The sequence below is a fragment of the Allobosea sp. LjRoot90 genome (assembly GCF_964254315.1).
Lineage (GTDB): Bacteria > Pseudomonadota > Alphaproteobacteria > Rhizobiales > Beijerinckiaceae > Allobosea.
In genome coordinates this window covers 85,006-100,050 of the sequence record NZ_CAXUTF020000001.1, presented here as the reverse complement: position 1 = coordinate 100,050, position 15,045 = coordinate 85,006, and the positions used below count along the sequence as shown (strand labels likewise).

The following is a 15,045-nucleotide window of genomic DNA, read 5'->3' as shown; positions in this document are numbered from 1 at the left end:
GCCATGGGCTTTAGACCTTCTCGACTTCTGGCCGGCCGAGAATGCCGGAGGGCATGAAGACGAGGACGACCGCGAGGATGCAGAAGGCGGCGACGTCCTTGTAGTCGATGGTGAAATAGGCCGACCACATCACCTCGATCAGGCCGATCAGCAGCCCGCCGAGCACCGCACCCGGCAGCGAGCCGATGCCGCCGAGTACGGCCGCGGTGAAGGCCTTGACGCCCGGCGTGAAGCCGTCGGCGAAGTTCACGACGCCGTAGAGCACGAGGTACATGACGCCCGCCACCGCAGCGAGCGCGGCGCCCATGACGAAGGTGATCGAGATTGTCCGGTCGACGTCGACGCCGAGCAGCGAGGCCATCTTGCGATCCTGCTCGCAGGCGCGCTGGGCCCGGCCCAGCGGCGTCTTCTGCACGAGGTACCAGAAGGCGGCGAGCAGCACGACCGTGGTGATGATGATGACGAGCTGCTTGTAGGAGATCGAGACCGGATAGGTCGCACTGTCGATCAGCAGGATCGACTTGTTCAGCATCGGCGGAATCGGCTTGTTGCGCGGCCCCTGCACGACCTGGACGAAGTTCATCAGGAAGATCGACATGCCGATCGCCGAGATCAACGGCGCGAGGCGGAACGAACCGCGCAGCGGCCGGTAGGCAACGCGCTCGATCGTCCAGTTCCACAGCGAGGTGAAGAACATCGCCAGGATCAAGACGAAGATCAGCGCCAGCACGATCAGACCGGCGCCAAACCAGGCCGAGATCAGCATGAAGAAGATCAGCGCGATGAAGGCCGATAGCATGAACACGTCGCCATGGGCGAAGTTCACCATGCCGATGATGCCGAAGACCATCGTGTAGCCGATGGCAATGAGGCCGTAGATTGACCCCAGGGTCAGCCCGTTGATGAGCTGCTGGACGAATACTTCCATTGAACGACGCCTAACCCCTCGAATCAGTTACCCGTTCTTTTTTGCGCGGCATGACGCCGACGCATGCGGGATGCGATTACGGCGCAGAGCTACCAACGGTCTGCGCGCTCGACAATCACCCCACGCCACATTTCTGTCAAAAGCAATCTGCGCGACATTGCATATGCAATAGGCAGCCGATGCTGCTGCTCCGCGCGCATTCCGCGCAAGATGATTGCTCGGCATGCAGTGTACGATTCGCCTCGCCAGCCCGGCTTGTCGCCGATGTCGCACCAACCTCAAGGCGAGATACCGGAATGGCGGTTCCGATCCCGTTCGGGCCATGCGCTTTTAGGCCTCGCGCACCGACCCGCCCCCTGCCACGATCATGCTTTCGCGATTCCCGTTTTCCAGGTGCGCTATGGTCCTCGCCGCTCCTCCCCTCGCCGACGCCGCCTACGATCAGGCCCTCGCTTTGCTCGACCGCGTCCCGCTGATCGACGGCCATAACGACCTGCCCTTCGTCGTGCGTCTCGACCGGGCCGCGAAAGGCGATCTCGCGGCCTACGACCTCGGCAAGGTCCATCCCGAGACCGACACCGACATCCCGCGGATGCGCGCCGGCAAGCTCGCGGCGCAGTTCTTCGCCGCCTATGTTCCGCCCAATCACCCCAAGCCCGCCGGCTTCGCACTGGCGCAGATCGCGCTCATGCGCCGGATCTGGGAACACCACGCCGACGTCTTCCGGCCCGGCCTCTCGGCCGACGATGTCGAAGCCGCGAAGAAGGAAGGCCGGATCGCCCTGTTCATGACGATCGAGAACGGCTCGGCGCTCGACAACGAGATCGAGACGCTCGACGCCTATTGGGACCTCGGCGTCAGGCTGATGACGCTCTGCCACAACGACACCCATGACTGGTGCGATTCGGCGACCGATGCGCCGCGCCATAACGGGCTCAGCGCCTTCGGCAAGCAGGTTATCGGGCGGATGAACCGGCTCGGCATGGTCGTCGACCTCGCCCATGTCGCGCCGAAGGTGATGCACGATGTGCTCGATATCAGCGAGGCGCCGGTGGTGTGGTCACACTCCAACGCCTTCTCGCTCTGCAACCACCCGCGCAACGTCCCCGACGACGTGCTTGACCGCGTCGCCGGCAAAGACGGTGTCGTGATGGCGACCTTCGTGCCCGACTTCATCAACCAGGCCTCCCGCGACTGGAACCGGCCGGCCAGGGATCAGTACGGCAAGGCGCGGGAAGGGCTCGACTTCAAGAAGGCGGAAGCCGAGATCACCCGCACCTCCGGTCCCCGGCCAAGGGCGACGCTGGCGCAGTACTGCGACCATCTCGACTATCTCGCCAAGCGGATCGGCCACGACCATCTCGGCATCGGCTCGGATTTCTTCGGCGGCCTCACGCCTGATGGGCTCGAGGATGCCTCGACCTTCCCGGCCCTGATCGCCGAGCTGATCCGCCGTGGCTGGTCGGAGGAGAACCTCGCCAAGCTCGCCAGTGGCAACATGCTGCGGGTGATGCGCTCGGTCGCAAGCGCCGCCGCGCGCTGAGCGCCGCACGCAACGGCAAGGCGGAAATAAGGCAAAGTTTTAAGGGTATGATGCCAAGCCTACCGGGCCCGCCATCGCGAGCGGGGGCGGAGCATTAGCACCCCCCTGTCCCGCGCCAGAACAGCCCGGACAGAACCCGTGAACCTCTTTCCCGCTTCCATCAGGAATTATCTCGTCGCCACCATGGCGTGTCTGTGCGTGCCGGGGCTCGGCGCGCTCGCCTTTCTTGCGGAACAGGCGGCCGAGGACGTCCTGACCAGCAGACGGCTTGTCGAGCTGGTCGCGGCCGACGAGGCCCTCCTCGTCGCCGGCAATACGATCCGCTCCAACCGTGGCCAGGCCCAGACCGCAATTCAGGTCGCGGACGATCCGGCACCGACGCTGAAGAAGATCGAGCAGGCCAACCGGGACGAACTCGGACGCGCCATCGCGCGCTTGCGCAGCACCGACCTCGCCGACCGCAACGCGCTCGCCGACGCGATCGACCAGAAGGAGAAGGCGACCGCGGCAAAGCTGCCCGAGATCTACGCCGAAGCGGCCAAGCCGAAGCCGCAGCGCAGCCTGGCGGCGACCATGCCATGGTACAATGGTGTCGGCGACATCGAGACCGTGATGACCGCGGCCTCCGATGCGACCTCGACAGGGGTCCGCCTGTCCGATCCGGCGCTCGCCGATCTGCAGAACTTCAAGGCGGCCGGCTGGCGCGTGCGGTCGAGCTACGGCACCCAGTGCTCGGTGCTGCGCCCGGTTTTCGGCAGCAACAAGCCGATGGATGCAGCACAGCTGCGCCGGCTTGGCGAGATGCGCGGCGCCTCCGACGCCGGCGTCGCGCAGTTGACGCAGCTGGCGGCCCGCCCCGGCGTCAGCCCCGAGCTGGTGCGCAAGGTCGGCGCGATGAACACCGAGGTCCTGGCAGCCAACCGGCTGATGGACGAGCAGATCGGCCGCGTCGGCCAGGGCAGCAGCCCCGTCGTCGGCGCCGAGGAATGGACGAAGCAGTGCAACGGCCCGTTCAACTCGATCCTCGCTGCTGTCGGCCAGTCCTTCGACGAGATGGAGAACGTGACGCAGGCGACGCTGTCGCGGGCCTGGACGCGGCTCTCCGTCACCGGCGGCCTGTTCCTCGCTTTGCTCGCCATCTGCGTGCTGAGCTGGCGCGGCGTGCAGCGCCGCATCGCCCGGCCGCTGGTCCAGCTGCAGACGGCGCTGGCCGGCATGCAGGCCGGTGACTTCGCCCAGAAGATCCCGGCTCCGCCCTGCCCCGACGAGATCGGCACGCTCAGCGGCGCGCTCGAGGAATACCGCCAGAACGCGCTCGCGCTCGAAACCAACCGGCGGGACCGCGAGGTCGCCATGCTCGCCGATGCCGAACAGGCCGCCAAGGTCCGCGCGCTGGTCGGCGAGGTCGCGGGGATTGTCGCGGCCGCCCGCGCCGGCGACTTCTCCGGCCGGGCCGAAGCCGGCGATGTCGAGGGGCCGCTGCGCGAGCTGGTCGAGGGCGTCAACGAGATCAACGCCGTGGTCGACGCCGCAACCACCGAGTTCGCAGGCGCGATGCAGTCGCTCGCGGCGGGCGACCTCACCCACCGGGTGACGACGGGCTATCGCGGCCGCTTCGCCGCGCTGCAGGAGGCGATCAACCAGACCGCCGAGCGGCTCTCGACGACGCTCCGCACCATCCAGGCCAATGCCTCCGATGTCGGCCTTTCCGCCCGCGAAATCTCGACCGGCGCCGACGATCTCTCCAAACGTACCGAGGAGCAGGCCTCCTCGCTCGAAGAAAGTGCTGCGACCACCGAGGAGCTCGCCGCCTCGGTCAAGGCCTCGGCCCAGGCCGCCCAGCAGGCGGTTCGCCAGGCTGGACAAGCCATGCAGGTCGCCCAGGATGGCGGAGCCATCGCCAGCGAGGCCGTCTCGGCCATGGTTCGGATCGAGCAGGCCACGAAGAAGATCTCCGACATCATCCGGGTGATCGACGACATCGCCTTCCAGACCAATCTTCTGGCCCTCAACGCGGCGGTCGAGGCCGCCCGCGCTGGCGACGCCGGCAAGGGCTTCGCGGTGGTCGCCAGCGAGGTGCGCACCCTCGCCCAGCGCTCCAGCGCGGCCGCCAAGGACATTTCCGGACTGATCTCCTCGTCGAACAGCGAGGTCGAGACCGGCGTGAAGCTGGTGCGCCAGGCCGGCGACTCGCTGACCCGCATCGTCGAGGCCTCGCGCGGCGTCCAGACCACCATCTCCGAGGTCGCGACCGCCTCGACCGAGCAGGCCAACGGCATCGAGGAGATGAGCCAGACCGTCGCGCATATGGACGAGATGACTCAGGCCAACGCGGCGCTCGCAGAGCAGAGCGCCGCCAGCGCCAATGCGCTCGCCGGCAAGATCGCCGAGCTTAATGCCCTCGTCGCGGCATTCAGGACCGGCGACGACCACCTCGCGCCGATCGCGAGATCCCCGGCCGCTGCCACCCCGTATGCCCCGCCACCCCTGCGCACCGCTGATCTGGCGGCGATCGCGCGGGGCCAGGGCGCCGAGCCGGAGCGCCTGCGCAAGCTCGCTGCAGCACTCGTCGAGCAGCAGAAGGCGCCGCCGCGCCAGGCTCCGGCCCGCAAACGCGCCAATGATGCCGGCTGGGAAGAGTTCTGAGACGCATTCCAGCGTCACGGCCGAAGAACAGCGGGCACGGCTTCAAGCCGTGCCCGCTCTGTATTTAGCGGAACATTAAGTATGAGTTGCCATGCTTTCACCCGATCTCGACAGGTGTGAGGGTCATGGCGTTGTCTACCGCAGGTTCACGCTCGGCCGCATCGCGCCTGACGATCCAGCTCAGGATCGCGCTGGTCAGCGTCGTCTTCGTCCTCGGCCTCGTGCTGATCGGCGCCGCCTCCTGGATCGGCAGCGGCCAACTCACTGCCGCCTTCGAGGATTCCAAAGCTTACTCGGCGCTCGCCGCCCGCTCGCGCGAAGTGCGTGCCGCGAGCTTTGCGCTGAAGGCCGCCAGCCGCGATGTCCGCTTTCGGCAGGAAGCCACCGATATCAAGGACTTCGGCACTGGTCTTGAATCTCTGAAGCAGGCGATCGCGCGTCTCGGCAGCGCCGCCGGAGCCGACCGCATGCGCAGCAGCATCGCTGCGCTCGACGCCCCCATGAAAGCAATCGAGGCCGACTTCACCGCGATCGGCGCCATGCAGCTTGCCTTGCGCGCCGCCGCTCCGGAAGGTCTCGCCGCCAGGCTGGAGGACGCAGCCGAAGCCCTGCAGACCAAGGTGCGCTCCCACAGCATGGGATCGGATTCGCCCGACCTCGCCCGGCTGCCCGGCATTCTCGCGGCCTTGCGCCGGATCGACGCCTCCTATCGCCTCGCCCTCGACGAGAGCCTGCTCGGCCAGTGGGAGGTCGAGCAGGGTCGTTTCGAGCGCGCGCTCGGCCGCCAGGGCATCCCGGCCGAGGCCAAGGCCGAGATCGGCCCGGCTTTCACCGCCTATGCGGAGATCGTTCCCGCCTGGACCAAGGCCGAGAAGGATTTCATGCTCGGGGCCGAAAAACTGTCCGGAGAGTTCGACCTGATCGCCCCGCCGCTGCAGGAGCTCGAAACCCGGCTCGCCGCCGAGGAGGCTGAGGCCGGCGCCCGACTCGCCGAGGCACAGGCCCGCACGCAGGCGATCATCCTCGGAACCATTGCGGCCGCGCTGGTGCTCGGCCTGATCGCCGCCTTCATCGTCGGCCGCACCACCGCCCTGCCCTTGCGCCGCCTGCGCGACGCCATGCTCAGGCTCGCCGCCGGCGACTACGAGGTCGCCGTCACCGGCCTGTCGCGCCGCGACGAGATCGGCCAGATGGCGCAGGCCGTGCAGGTCTTCAAGGAGAATGGGCTCTCTGTGCAGCGGCTTGAGGCGGAGACCAGCGAGGGCCGGGCCGAAGCCGAGCGTCAGAACCTCGCCATCACCCGCCAGCGCGAGGAGGCCGCCGCCACGCAAGGCTCCCTGCTCGCCGAACAGCGCGAGGTCGTCGGGTTGCTGGCGGAGGCGTTAGCTCGTCTCTCGCAGGGCGATCTCACCGTGCGGATCGAGGATGCGGTAGCGCTCGACTATGAGACGCTGAAGCAGGATTTCAACACCGCGATCGAGCGCCTCGCCGCCACCGTAGATGCGATCAAGGCGACCTCCGTCGAAGTCGCGACCGCCGGCCGCGAGATCACCAGCGGCGCCGACGACCTCTCCAAGCGCACCGAGGAGCAGGCCTCCTCGCTGGAGGAAAGCGCCGCAACAACTGAGGAGCTTGCCGCCTCGGTCAAGGCCGCAGCTGGCGCCTCGCGGCAGGCCGCGCAGCTCTCGCAGGACGCGAGCGGTATCGCCCGCAAGGGCGGCGCCATCGTCGATGATGCAGTCCAGGCAATGGCCCGCATCGAGGAGGCCTCCCGCAAGATCTCCGACATCACCTCGGTCATCGACGAGATCGCCTTCCAGACCAATCTGCTGGCCTTGAATGCCGCCGTGGAAGCGGCGCGCGCTGGCGATGCCGGCAGAGGCTTCGCCGTCGTCGCCTCGGAAGTGCGCACGCTCGCCCAGCGCTCCAGCGAAGCAGCCAAAAGCATATCGACTTTGATCAAGGCCTCGAATGCGCAGATCGGCGGCGGCGTCGAGCTGGTGCGTTCGGCCGGCGCCGTGCTGAGCCAGATTGTCGAGGCGTCGCAGCGCGTCGCGGCCACCGTGACCGAGGTGTCTTCGGCAGCCGCCGAGCAGGCCAGCGGCATCGACGAGATGAGCCAGACCATCGCCCATATGGACGAGATGACCCAGCAGAACGCGGCATTGGCAGAAGAAAGCGCCGCCTCCGCCACCGCGCTGGGGCAGCAGATCGAGCGGCTGAACGCGCTGGTCGCGGCCTTCCGGACGCATGACGCCGGCGTGAGCGGCCACATGGTCGATCTATCCCGCGAGCGTCGCCGCGCCTGACCAGCGAGGCGGTTGACGGAGACCGCGCAGCCGGCGCATGGCTGCGCGCTCTTTCAGGACACTGCCTCTCATGACCGGTTCCGGCACCGACCGCACCCGCCCGCCCCTCACCGGGCAAGCTCCCATCGTCATTCTCGTCGAACCGCAACTCGCCGAGAATATCGGCATGTGCGCGCGCGCCATGGCGAATTTCGGCCTGTCCGAATTGCGGCTCGTCGCGCCCCGCGACGGCTGGCCGGGTGGCGGCGGCCTGAAGAAGGGCGCGACGGCAGCCGCTTCCGGCGCCACCCATATCCTCGACAATGCCCGGCTCTTCCCTGACGCCGCCGCGGCGATCGCCGATCTCAATCATGTGCTGGCGACGACGGCGCGCGAGCGCGGCCAGATGAAGCGCGTCTTCACTCCCGCCGAGGCAATGCCGGGCCTCAGCGAACGCATCGCCTCGGACGAGCGCGTCGGCATCCTGTTCGGGCGCGAGCGCATCGGCCTGACCAACGAGGAGATCAGCTTCGCCGACGCGATCCTGACCTTCCCGGTCAACCCCGCCTTCGCCTCGCTCAACCTGGCGCAGGCGGTGCTGCTCTGCGGCTATGAATGGCTGAAGGCCAGCGGCGGCGAGCCGCCCTTCCGCGAGAACAACCTCTCGCCGCCGGCAAGCCGGGCCACCGTGCTCTCGATGTTCGACTATCTCGAGGGCGAACTCGAGCGCTGCGGCTTCTTTCCGCCCGGCAAGAAGCCGGTGATGACCGCCAATCTGCGCGACATCCTGCATCGGCTGGACATGACCGAGCAGGAAGCGCGCACCCTGCGCGGTGTCTTCAAGTCGCTGACGGAGGGACCGAAGGCCGGCCGGAGCGGCGAGCCGAAGGCTTGACGGAGCGGCGCGCGCTCAGAACCTGACCGCGAGGTTTGCCTTGAAGGCGTGGTCCTGCGTGTCCTGCGCGAGCTGGGCGGTGTAGGCCAGGCTGAGCGCGGCGCTTTTGCTGATCGCGAGCTCGAGCCCGGCCTCGACGACGGCGGCGTCCCGTGCGATCGGAAGGCCGGCGACGGTGAATGAGCTGCTGCCGGCGAAGGCAAGCGCCGCGGTCGGCGTGACGTCGCCGAAAGCATGGCGCCAGGCCAGCCCGCCGCGCAAGGTCAGGTCCATGCCCTGCAGCGCGAACGTGGTCGAGGCGCGCAGGCCCAGCGTCGAATAGCCGAGGCTGGTGTCATCGCTGCGGGCCGTCAGCGCCGCCGCCCCGCCGGTCTCGCTGAGCCCGTCCGTGTGCAGGTTGACATAGGCCAGCCCGGCGAACGGCTCCAGCGCCACCTTGCCGAGCACGGTCTGGCCGAGATCGACGCGGTAGCCGAGCTCGCCAAAGACCTGCGCCGTGCCGGCGTCGTAGTCGGCTTTCAGGCCGTCGCCGAAACCGGCGAAGGCGACGGTGCGGCGGGTCTCGATGTCGTGCCAGGTATAGCTCGCGCCGGCGCGCAGCCCGAGCGCCCCCCATTGGCCGCCGGCATAGAGACCGAGATGGTAGTTGTCGCTCTCGCCCGAAGAGAGCCTCGCGTTGACGTCGAACTCGCTCCGGCTGTAGCCGGCGACGACGCCGAAGCGCATGCTGTCGATCACCGCGACATCCGCGCCGATCAGGAAGCCGCCGGTCGAACGGGTCAGCTTGGCGGCGTTGCGGTCGCTGTCGGTCCGTCCCCAGGAACCGTAGCCCTGGCCCCAGACCGCGAAACGGTCGGTCCTGAGCCTCGGCATCGGCCCGGTCGCGCTTGGGGCAAGGTCGGCGGAAAAGCCGTAATTCAGCGTCGCCATCGGGCTAGCGCCGACCGCGCCGAAGGCTGAGCGCAGCCGGTCGTTGACCGCCGCGCGCAAGAGCCAGCTCTCGTCGACCAGCGCGCTCTTGGCGGAGGCATGGATCTCGCCCGAGAGCGCGTCGAAGGCCTGGCGGGCGCTGGGCGCATCGAGCATCAACAGGCGGTTGTAGAGCGCCAGCGTGCCGCCGGCCTGTGGCAGCGTGTCGAGCCCGCCTGCGGTGGCCAACTGGTTGCGCGTCTGCGCCACGATCTCGAACACCGACGGCGGGGGCGTCGGGCCGGAGCCGGGAGGGGTGGCGGGAGGCGCGCCCGGGTCGGGAGATGTTCCGGGAGGGGCGCCCTTGACCGCGATCACGAGGTCGACCTGGTTGGGCCGGTGATCGACCGTAAGGTCAAGGAAGGCCGAGCGCGAGACCACCCCGGCGACGGTGCCGATTACCCCGCCGGCGGCGGTGATGACCGTGTAGCGTTGGCCGTTGATGTAACTCGTCTGCGGGTCGAGCGCAGTGACGCCGATCTGGCTGCCGGTTACCGTCGCCGTTCCCAAGGCGCCACCCGTTGCGAAGGCGGCGATCCGGTCGGACGTGCCGTTGCCGCCGATCTCGACCTCGTAGAGCGAGCCCGGCGCCAGCACGAGGTTGCCGGCGACGTTCAAGGTGCCGATCGAGTTGCCGGGCGCGATGGTCGCGCCGGCCTGGATCGTGGTGGAGCCGACCGCGCCGGAACCGGCCAGCGTCGCGCCGCTGAGCACTGTGAGGGGCGAAAGCAGAAGCGTGCCGTTGACCAAGAGCTTGCCGGCCTCGACCGTCGTCGGGCCGGAGAGGATGTTGGAGCCGGTGAGGGTCAGGCTGCCGGCGCCGCGCTTGGTGAAGGAACCGCTGCCGGTGATCCGGTTGGCGAAGGTCGCGTCGGTCGGCTGATCGATGATCAGCGTGCCAAGGTTGCTGATCCGGCCGCTGCCGAAGCTCGTGGCCTGGCCGATCAGCGTGCCGGCCGCGATCTCGGTGCCGCCCGCATAGGTGTTGACGCCGGTGAGCGTCGTCGAGCCCGTGCCGCTATGAGTGACTATGCCTGTGCCCGAGATCGCGCCGCCGAAGCTGACGGCATCCGAGCGGTTGAACAACAGGTTGCCGTTGTTGACGACATCGCCGACGATCGAGCCGTTCGTGGTGCCATCGCCGAGCGTCAGAGTGCCGGCCGAGATCACCGTGCCGCCCGTATAGGTGTTCGTCCCGGTGAGGGCGAGAGTACCAAGATCGGACTTCACCAGCTGGGCGCTGCCGATGAGGTTGGAAGCGATCGTGGCCTGGGTGAAGGCACCGCTCGCGGTGCCGTCGCCGACGCGGATGACCGCCTGCGTGCCGGTCAGGGTGATGTCGCCGCCCTGGATGACGTAGGCGTTCGTGACGAACTGCATGCCTGACGCGATGACAGGGCCGAGCCCGGTATTGACTAGGACCGTGCCGGGCGTGCCCGCGAAGACGGCGAAGGAACCGGCCGCGAAGCCGCCATTTGGGACGCCGAGCTCGTTCGTCCAGTTGTTGTTGCCGGAAGCCGCCAGCCAGGTGCCGTTGCCGCCGCCGATGACGCTGTTGTTTCGTCCGTCCGTCGCGCCGTCCCAGAAGCGCAGCGTCAGCCCGGCCGTGTTGACCAGGTTGATCTGCCCGGCAACGCCAGTCTGAACGAAGAAGTCGGGCGTCGGCGCCGAGCCGACCGACAGGCCGTTATCGGTCAGCGTGCCGGTGTAGTTGAAGATGCGGTAGATGCCGGGATCGAAGCTGCCGCCCGGTGCGGTCGTGACGTTCAGGAGGCCAGCGACGGTGAGGTTGCCGTTGACATTGGTGAGGTCGTTGAGCGGGCCGCCGGGAACGCCGGCCTGGCCGAGGTTATAGTTGAGCAGCGCGCCGCTGTTCAGGGTCAGGTCGCCGTTGATCGTCAGCGTGCCCGGCGTCGCCCCGGCTGCGCCCGGCGCCAGCGTGCCGTTGGTGTCGATCGTGACGTTGCCGTTGATGGTGCCGGTGCCGCCGAGCGTCGCGCCGGTGAGCACGCCCACGTTGCCGAGCGACGAGCCGTTGACCAGCAGCGTGCCCTGCTCGACCGACAAGGGTATCGCGGTGGTCGCTGTGCCGGTCAGGGTCCAGGTGCTGGTGCCGGTCTTTATGAAGGCGTCGAAGTTCTGGTACTGCGCCGCCGGGCCGATGGCCGAGACGTCGAAACTGGCGTCGGCACTGCCGCCGAGGCGCAGGGTGTCGAGAAGCCCGGTCGGATTCGCGACGACATTGCCGATGATCTGCGAGCCCGCCCGCAGCTCCAGGTCGATGCGGCCCGTCGTCGGCGTGACGTTGCTCGACCACTGGATCGCATTGGCTTGGCCGACACCGGCGCGGATCGTGCCGCTGTTGATCAGGCTGTAAGCTGCGGTGGCTGAGTTCAGCACGATCGCTGCCGCCCCGGCGCCGCCCTCGATCGTGCCGGTATTGACGACCGGCGTCGTGGTTGCGCTCCGAATCCAGATTCCAGCGCCGGCCGCGCCTGTGCCGTTGGCCGGACCAGTTCCGCCGCGGACAGTCCCGTTGTTGACGAATGTATTCGCTCCAGAAGCGGTTCCTAATTCCACGCCGTGCCCGCCGGCCGCTGTCTGGCTGTTTCCGCCCTGGATGACGCCCATATTGGTCGCTGATGCGCCGGACAGGAGCGCGACACCGCGGCCGGCCGACGCCACCGCGTCTCCGCCCACGAAGCTGCCTACCAGCGTAAACTGCCCGCTGCTTTGGAGGGCAAGGGCGTTGCCGCCGCTCGGGCCGGTAACGGTAAAACCTTGAGTGTCAATCGTGATAGGTTTGGCGGTTGCAACCGTACTGGTCGTTGTTGCCATCGAAATATTGCCGGTCAGCACGATCGTCGCGCTGGCATCGCCGTCCGCGTTCGCCGCGATAACGGCGTTGCGCAGTTCCGTCTCGGTGCTTACCAGATAAGTCCCGGCCGAGGCGGGTGAAGAAGCACAGGCCGCGAGCGTCAGCGTGGTGATGCTGACGCTGCGGAGCAAAGCCCCGAGATGGGCAGAGGAACGGCGTGGTGCGGCGGTCATCTGCTCATCCCATGCATAGCCAGTGCCGCCTTTCGGCGGCATGCAACTATGGCTAGAGTCGGGCCGCTAAGGGAATATTAAGACCTGCCTATGCCACCGCATTGGGGGCATGCTTGCAGCGCAGAGGCAGAAGGAATCGCTCGCTGGAATCAGGCGCCCGCTTCCGACATGAAGCCGGTATTCACAGCGCTCCGCGGGCTCGGGCACAAAAAAGCCGGCCCCGAAGGGCCGGCTGAAGTGGGTCTCGAAACAATACGCTCAGAACTGGTACTTGAGTGTCGCCTTCACCGTGCGGCCGGGCTCGCTGTAGTAGTCGCGTCCCTGCGGGCGCGAGAGCGGCACGTTGACCGCATCGAAATACTTGCGGTCGAAGATGTTGTAGACGCCGACCTGCAGTTCGAGGTCCGCGATCTCGGGCATCGGCCGCCACCAGGCCGTCGCATTGAAGATCGCATAGCCGGGAGCCTTGAAGCCGGTGGTCGGCGGGGTCGTCGCGGTGGTCGAGACGTCGTCGCGCTTGCCCGCCATCTTGGCCGAGACCTCGGCGCCCCAGCGATCCGTGCCGTAGGCGACGGCGACGATGCCCTGCACCGGCGGGATCGAGTTCAGGAAGGTGTTGTCGTCCTTGTTCTGACCCCGGGTATAGGCGAACGAGCCGCGCACCAGCCAGTTCGGCGCGAAGGCGTATTGCCCGTTGATCTCGACGCCCTGGATCTCGGCGCGGCGGACGTTCTGATAGCCCTGGATGCCGCCCTGCAGATACAGCCCTCCGACGCCCGCAGCCTGAACCTGATAGCTCTCGATGAAGTTGCGGTAATTGGTGTGGAAATAGGTGATCGAGCCACCGAGCTGCTTGTCGCCCAAGCGCAGGCCGACATCGATGCCGTTGCCGACCTCCGGCCGCAACTGCGGGTTGCCGGTACGCAGATAGGTGGCGGGCCCGCCGAAGCGGCCATAGAGCTCGTCCGCCGTCGGCGCCCTGAAGGTCTTGGCCCATTGCGCGAAGACGGTGACGTCCTTCACGAAAGGCGCGTTCTTCAAGATGTCGTATTCGAGCCGGATGCGCGGCGACCAGCCGGAATCGCTCGATGACGGCGGCAGGCCGACAGGACGCGAGCCGCCCAGCGTATAGGCCGGTGTCTGCTGCGGCTTCTCCTCATACCAGTCGAAGCGGACGCCCGGCGTGACGCGCAGGCGGTTATCGAGCAGGCCGATCTCGTCATGCACGTAGAGACCGACGAGCCGCCCATCGATCTTGGGCTGGTCCGCCTGGTTGGTGTGAAGGTTGTTACAGGTCGCGAGCGCCCCGGCAAACACGCCAGAGGCCGGCCGCGCCGGGCAGTTGTCGACACCGGACGAGTACTGCTCCAGCGAGGACATGCGCAGTTCGGTGCCGAAGGTCAGGCGATGCGAAGCCGGACCCGTCTGGAAGTTCTTCACGCCATAGCCGTTGAAGCCGTAGGCGTTTTCTTCGTTCTCGTTGTCACGGGCATAGGGCCCGATGATGCTGGTGTAGCGCCAGGCGTTGGTGAGGTCGTTGCGCTTCAGGCGCTGCCAGTAGAGCGTCGCATGCGCCTCGTCGAGGAAGCCTCCCGGCTGCTTGTAATCATAGGTCAGCGAGACGCGATTGCGCTCGACATCCTCACCCTGCTGGTAGGCGCCGGGGCGGAAGTTACCGGTCAGCGAGACCGTGTTGTTGCGGGTCTGGATGCGATCGGCGCGCTTGAACAGCTCGGCGGTGAGGCCGAAGCGATGCGCCTCGCCGACCTGCTGATAGACCTTGCCGAGGAAGCTGTACTGGTTGAATTCGGCCGGGTTCGGCGCGGTGCGGGTCGCACCGATCGTCTTGAGGTTGCCCTTGCTGTCGATCTCGTGCCCGTCGCGGAAACCGCCCTGCAACAGCACGGAGGTGCCGCCCATGCGCGCCGCGACCGCCGCGCTGCCAAACCAGGCCCGGTCCGTGCTGTCATAACCGGTCTTGGCGAGCGCGCCGTAGGACCGGCCGTTCCGGATGATGTCCTCCGGGTCGAGCGTGCGAACCGCGAGCGCGCCGCCGAGTGCGCCGCCACCCAGCGTGGCGGCACCGCTGCCGCCGCGCAGCAGATCGAGCGAGGACAGCGAGTCAAAGTCGAAGGCGTTGGCACCGGCGCGACCGATGCGCGTGTCGATCAGGAAGGGCTGGCGGATGCCGTCCACCGTCGTCAGCACGCGCGCGCCATCCAGGCCACGGATGTTGAGCGTGCCATTCTGGCGGTTGAAGGTGATGCCGGCTTCGACGCGGTTAGACAGGTCCGTCAGGCTCTGGACCTGCTGCCGGTCGAGCTCCGCGCGCGTCGTGGTCGTCGTCGTCGGCCCTTGCAGCAGTGGCGATGCCTGCCCCTCACCCTGCACGTTGATCTGGTCGAGCACGAGCTGATCGGGCGTCACAGGCGGGCGCACAGGGCCTCGTTGCTGCTGCGCGAGCGCCGGCGCTGCCATCGCCAGCATCAAGGCCCCAAGCGCCACGCCTTGGCGTAGCCCGCTGTAATTCGTCCCCATCGCCCATATCCTGTCGCTGAGAAGCAATTCGCTCTTGCCAAATTGACTTGCCAAGTCGAATTGCTTTTTATAATGCCTGAAAACTAAGCTTGACGCCTTATTTTCACCATCAGCGGTTATTTAAGTGCAGTTTAACTGTCAATAGACTCGCAATCACATGATGCATTACTTATTTATTGGAATTCCA

The 15,045-nt window shown here is 67.2% G+C and carries 7 protein-coding genes; 4 read left to right on the top strand and 3 right to left on the bottom strand.

All coding sequences use genetic code 11. The annotated features are described in order from the left end of the window. Positions 1 to 10: 10 nt before the first annotated feature. Positions 11 to 928: a branched-chain amino acid ABC transporter permease gene (locus ACSQ3M_RS00455; protein WP_126110252.1), complete on the bottom strand. Its 918-nt coding sequence runs from the start codon at positions 926 to 928 to the stop codon at positions 11 to 13. Positions 929 to 1,328: 400 nt separating this feature from the next. Here ACSQ3M_RS00455 and ACSQ3M_RS00450 point away from each other — a divergent pair, with 400 nt between their 5' ends. The 4 genes from ACSQ3M_RS00450 (at position 1,329) to ACSQ3M_RS00435 (ending at position 8,300) form a co-directional block, all read left to right on the top strand. Continuing rightward, entirely contained in the window at positions 1,329 to 2,471 is a 1,143-nt protein-coding gene (locus ACSQ3M_RS00450; RefSeq protein WP_436148124.1) for a dipeptidase, read from the top strand. Positions 2,472 to 2,609: 138 nt separating this feature from the next. After that, the gene (locus ACSQ3M_RS00445; protein WP_436148123.1) at positions 2,610 to 5,117 is read left to right on the top strand and encodes a methyl-accepting chemotaxis protein; all 2,508 of its coding nucleotides are present in this window, start codon (positions 2,610 to 2,612) and stop codon (positions 5,115 to 5,117) included. Between the two features lie 125 nt (positions 5,118 to 5,242). After that, a complete protein-coding gene (locus ACSQ3M_RS00440) occupies positions 5,243 to 7,426 on the top strand; it encodes a methyl-accepting chemotaxis protein (protein WP_436148122.1) in 2,184 nt (727 codons plus the stop codon). A 70-nt stretch (positions 7,427 to 7,496) separates the two neighbouring features. Then, positions 7,497 to 8,300, top strand: coding sequence for an RNA methyltransferase (locus ACSQ3M_RS00435; RefSeq protein WP_436148121.1), 804 nt, complete (start codon positions 7,497 to 7,499; stop codon positions 8,298 to 8,300). 15 nt (positions 8,301 to 8,315) lie between these two features. On the opposite strand, the gene ACSQ3M_RS00430 is transcribed toward ACSQ3M_RS00435, so the two are convergent. Both ACSQ3M_RS00430 and ACSQ3M_RS00425 read right to left on the bottom strand, forming a co-directional pair. Continuing rightward, the gene (locus tag ACSQ3M_RS00430; RefSeq protein ID WP_436148120.1) at positions 8,316 to 12,320 is read right to left on the bottom strand and encodes an autotransporter domain-containing protein; all 4,005 of its coding nucleotides are present in this window, start codon (positions 12,318 to 12,320) and stop codon (positions 8,316 to 8,318) included. Between the two features lie 258 nt (positions 12,321 to 12,578). Continuing rightward, entirely contained in the window at positions 12,579 to 14,858 is a 2,280-nt protein-coding gene (locus ACSQ3M_RS00425; protein ID WP_436148119.1) for a TonB-dependent hemoglobin/transferrin/lactoferrin family receptor, read from the bottom strand. Positions 14,859 to 15,045: the final 187 nt, after the last annotated feature.

What these genes read in the sequence shown, in the direction of transcription:
- ACSQ3M_RS00455 (WP_126110252.1), bottom strand. Translation starts at nt 928, where the DNA reads ATGGAAGTATTCGTCCAGCAGCTCATCAACGGGCTGACCCTGGGGTCA.
- ACSQ3M_RS00450 (WP_436148124.1), top strand. Translation starts at nt 1,329, where the DNA reads ATGGTCCTCGCCGCTCCTCCCCTCGCCGACGCCGCCTACGATCAGGCC.
- ACSQ3M_RS00440 (WP_436148122.1), top strand. Translation starts at nt 5,243, where the DNA reads ATGGCGTTGTCTACCGCAGGTTCACGCTCGGCCGCATCGCGCCTGACG.
- ACSQ3M_RS00435 (WP_436148121.1), top strand. Translation starts at nt 7,497, where the DNA reads ATGACCGGTTCCGGCACCGACCGCACCCGCCCGCCCCTCACCGGGCAA.
- ACSQ3M_RS00430 (WP_436148120.1), bottom strand. Translation starts at nt 12,320, where the DNA reads ATGACCGCCGCACCACGCCGTTCCTCTGCCCATCTCGGGGCTTTGCTC.
- ACSQ3M_RS00425 (WP_436148119.1), bottom strand. Translation starts at nt 14,858, where the DNA reads ATGGGGACGAATTACAGCGGGCTACGCCAAGGCGTGGCGCTTGGGGCC.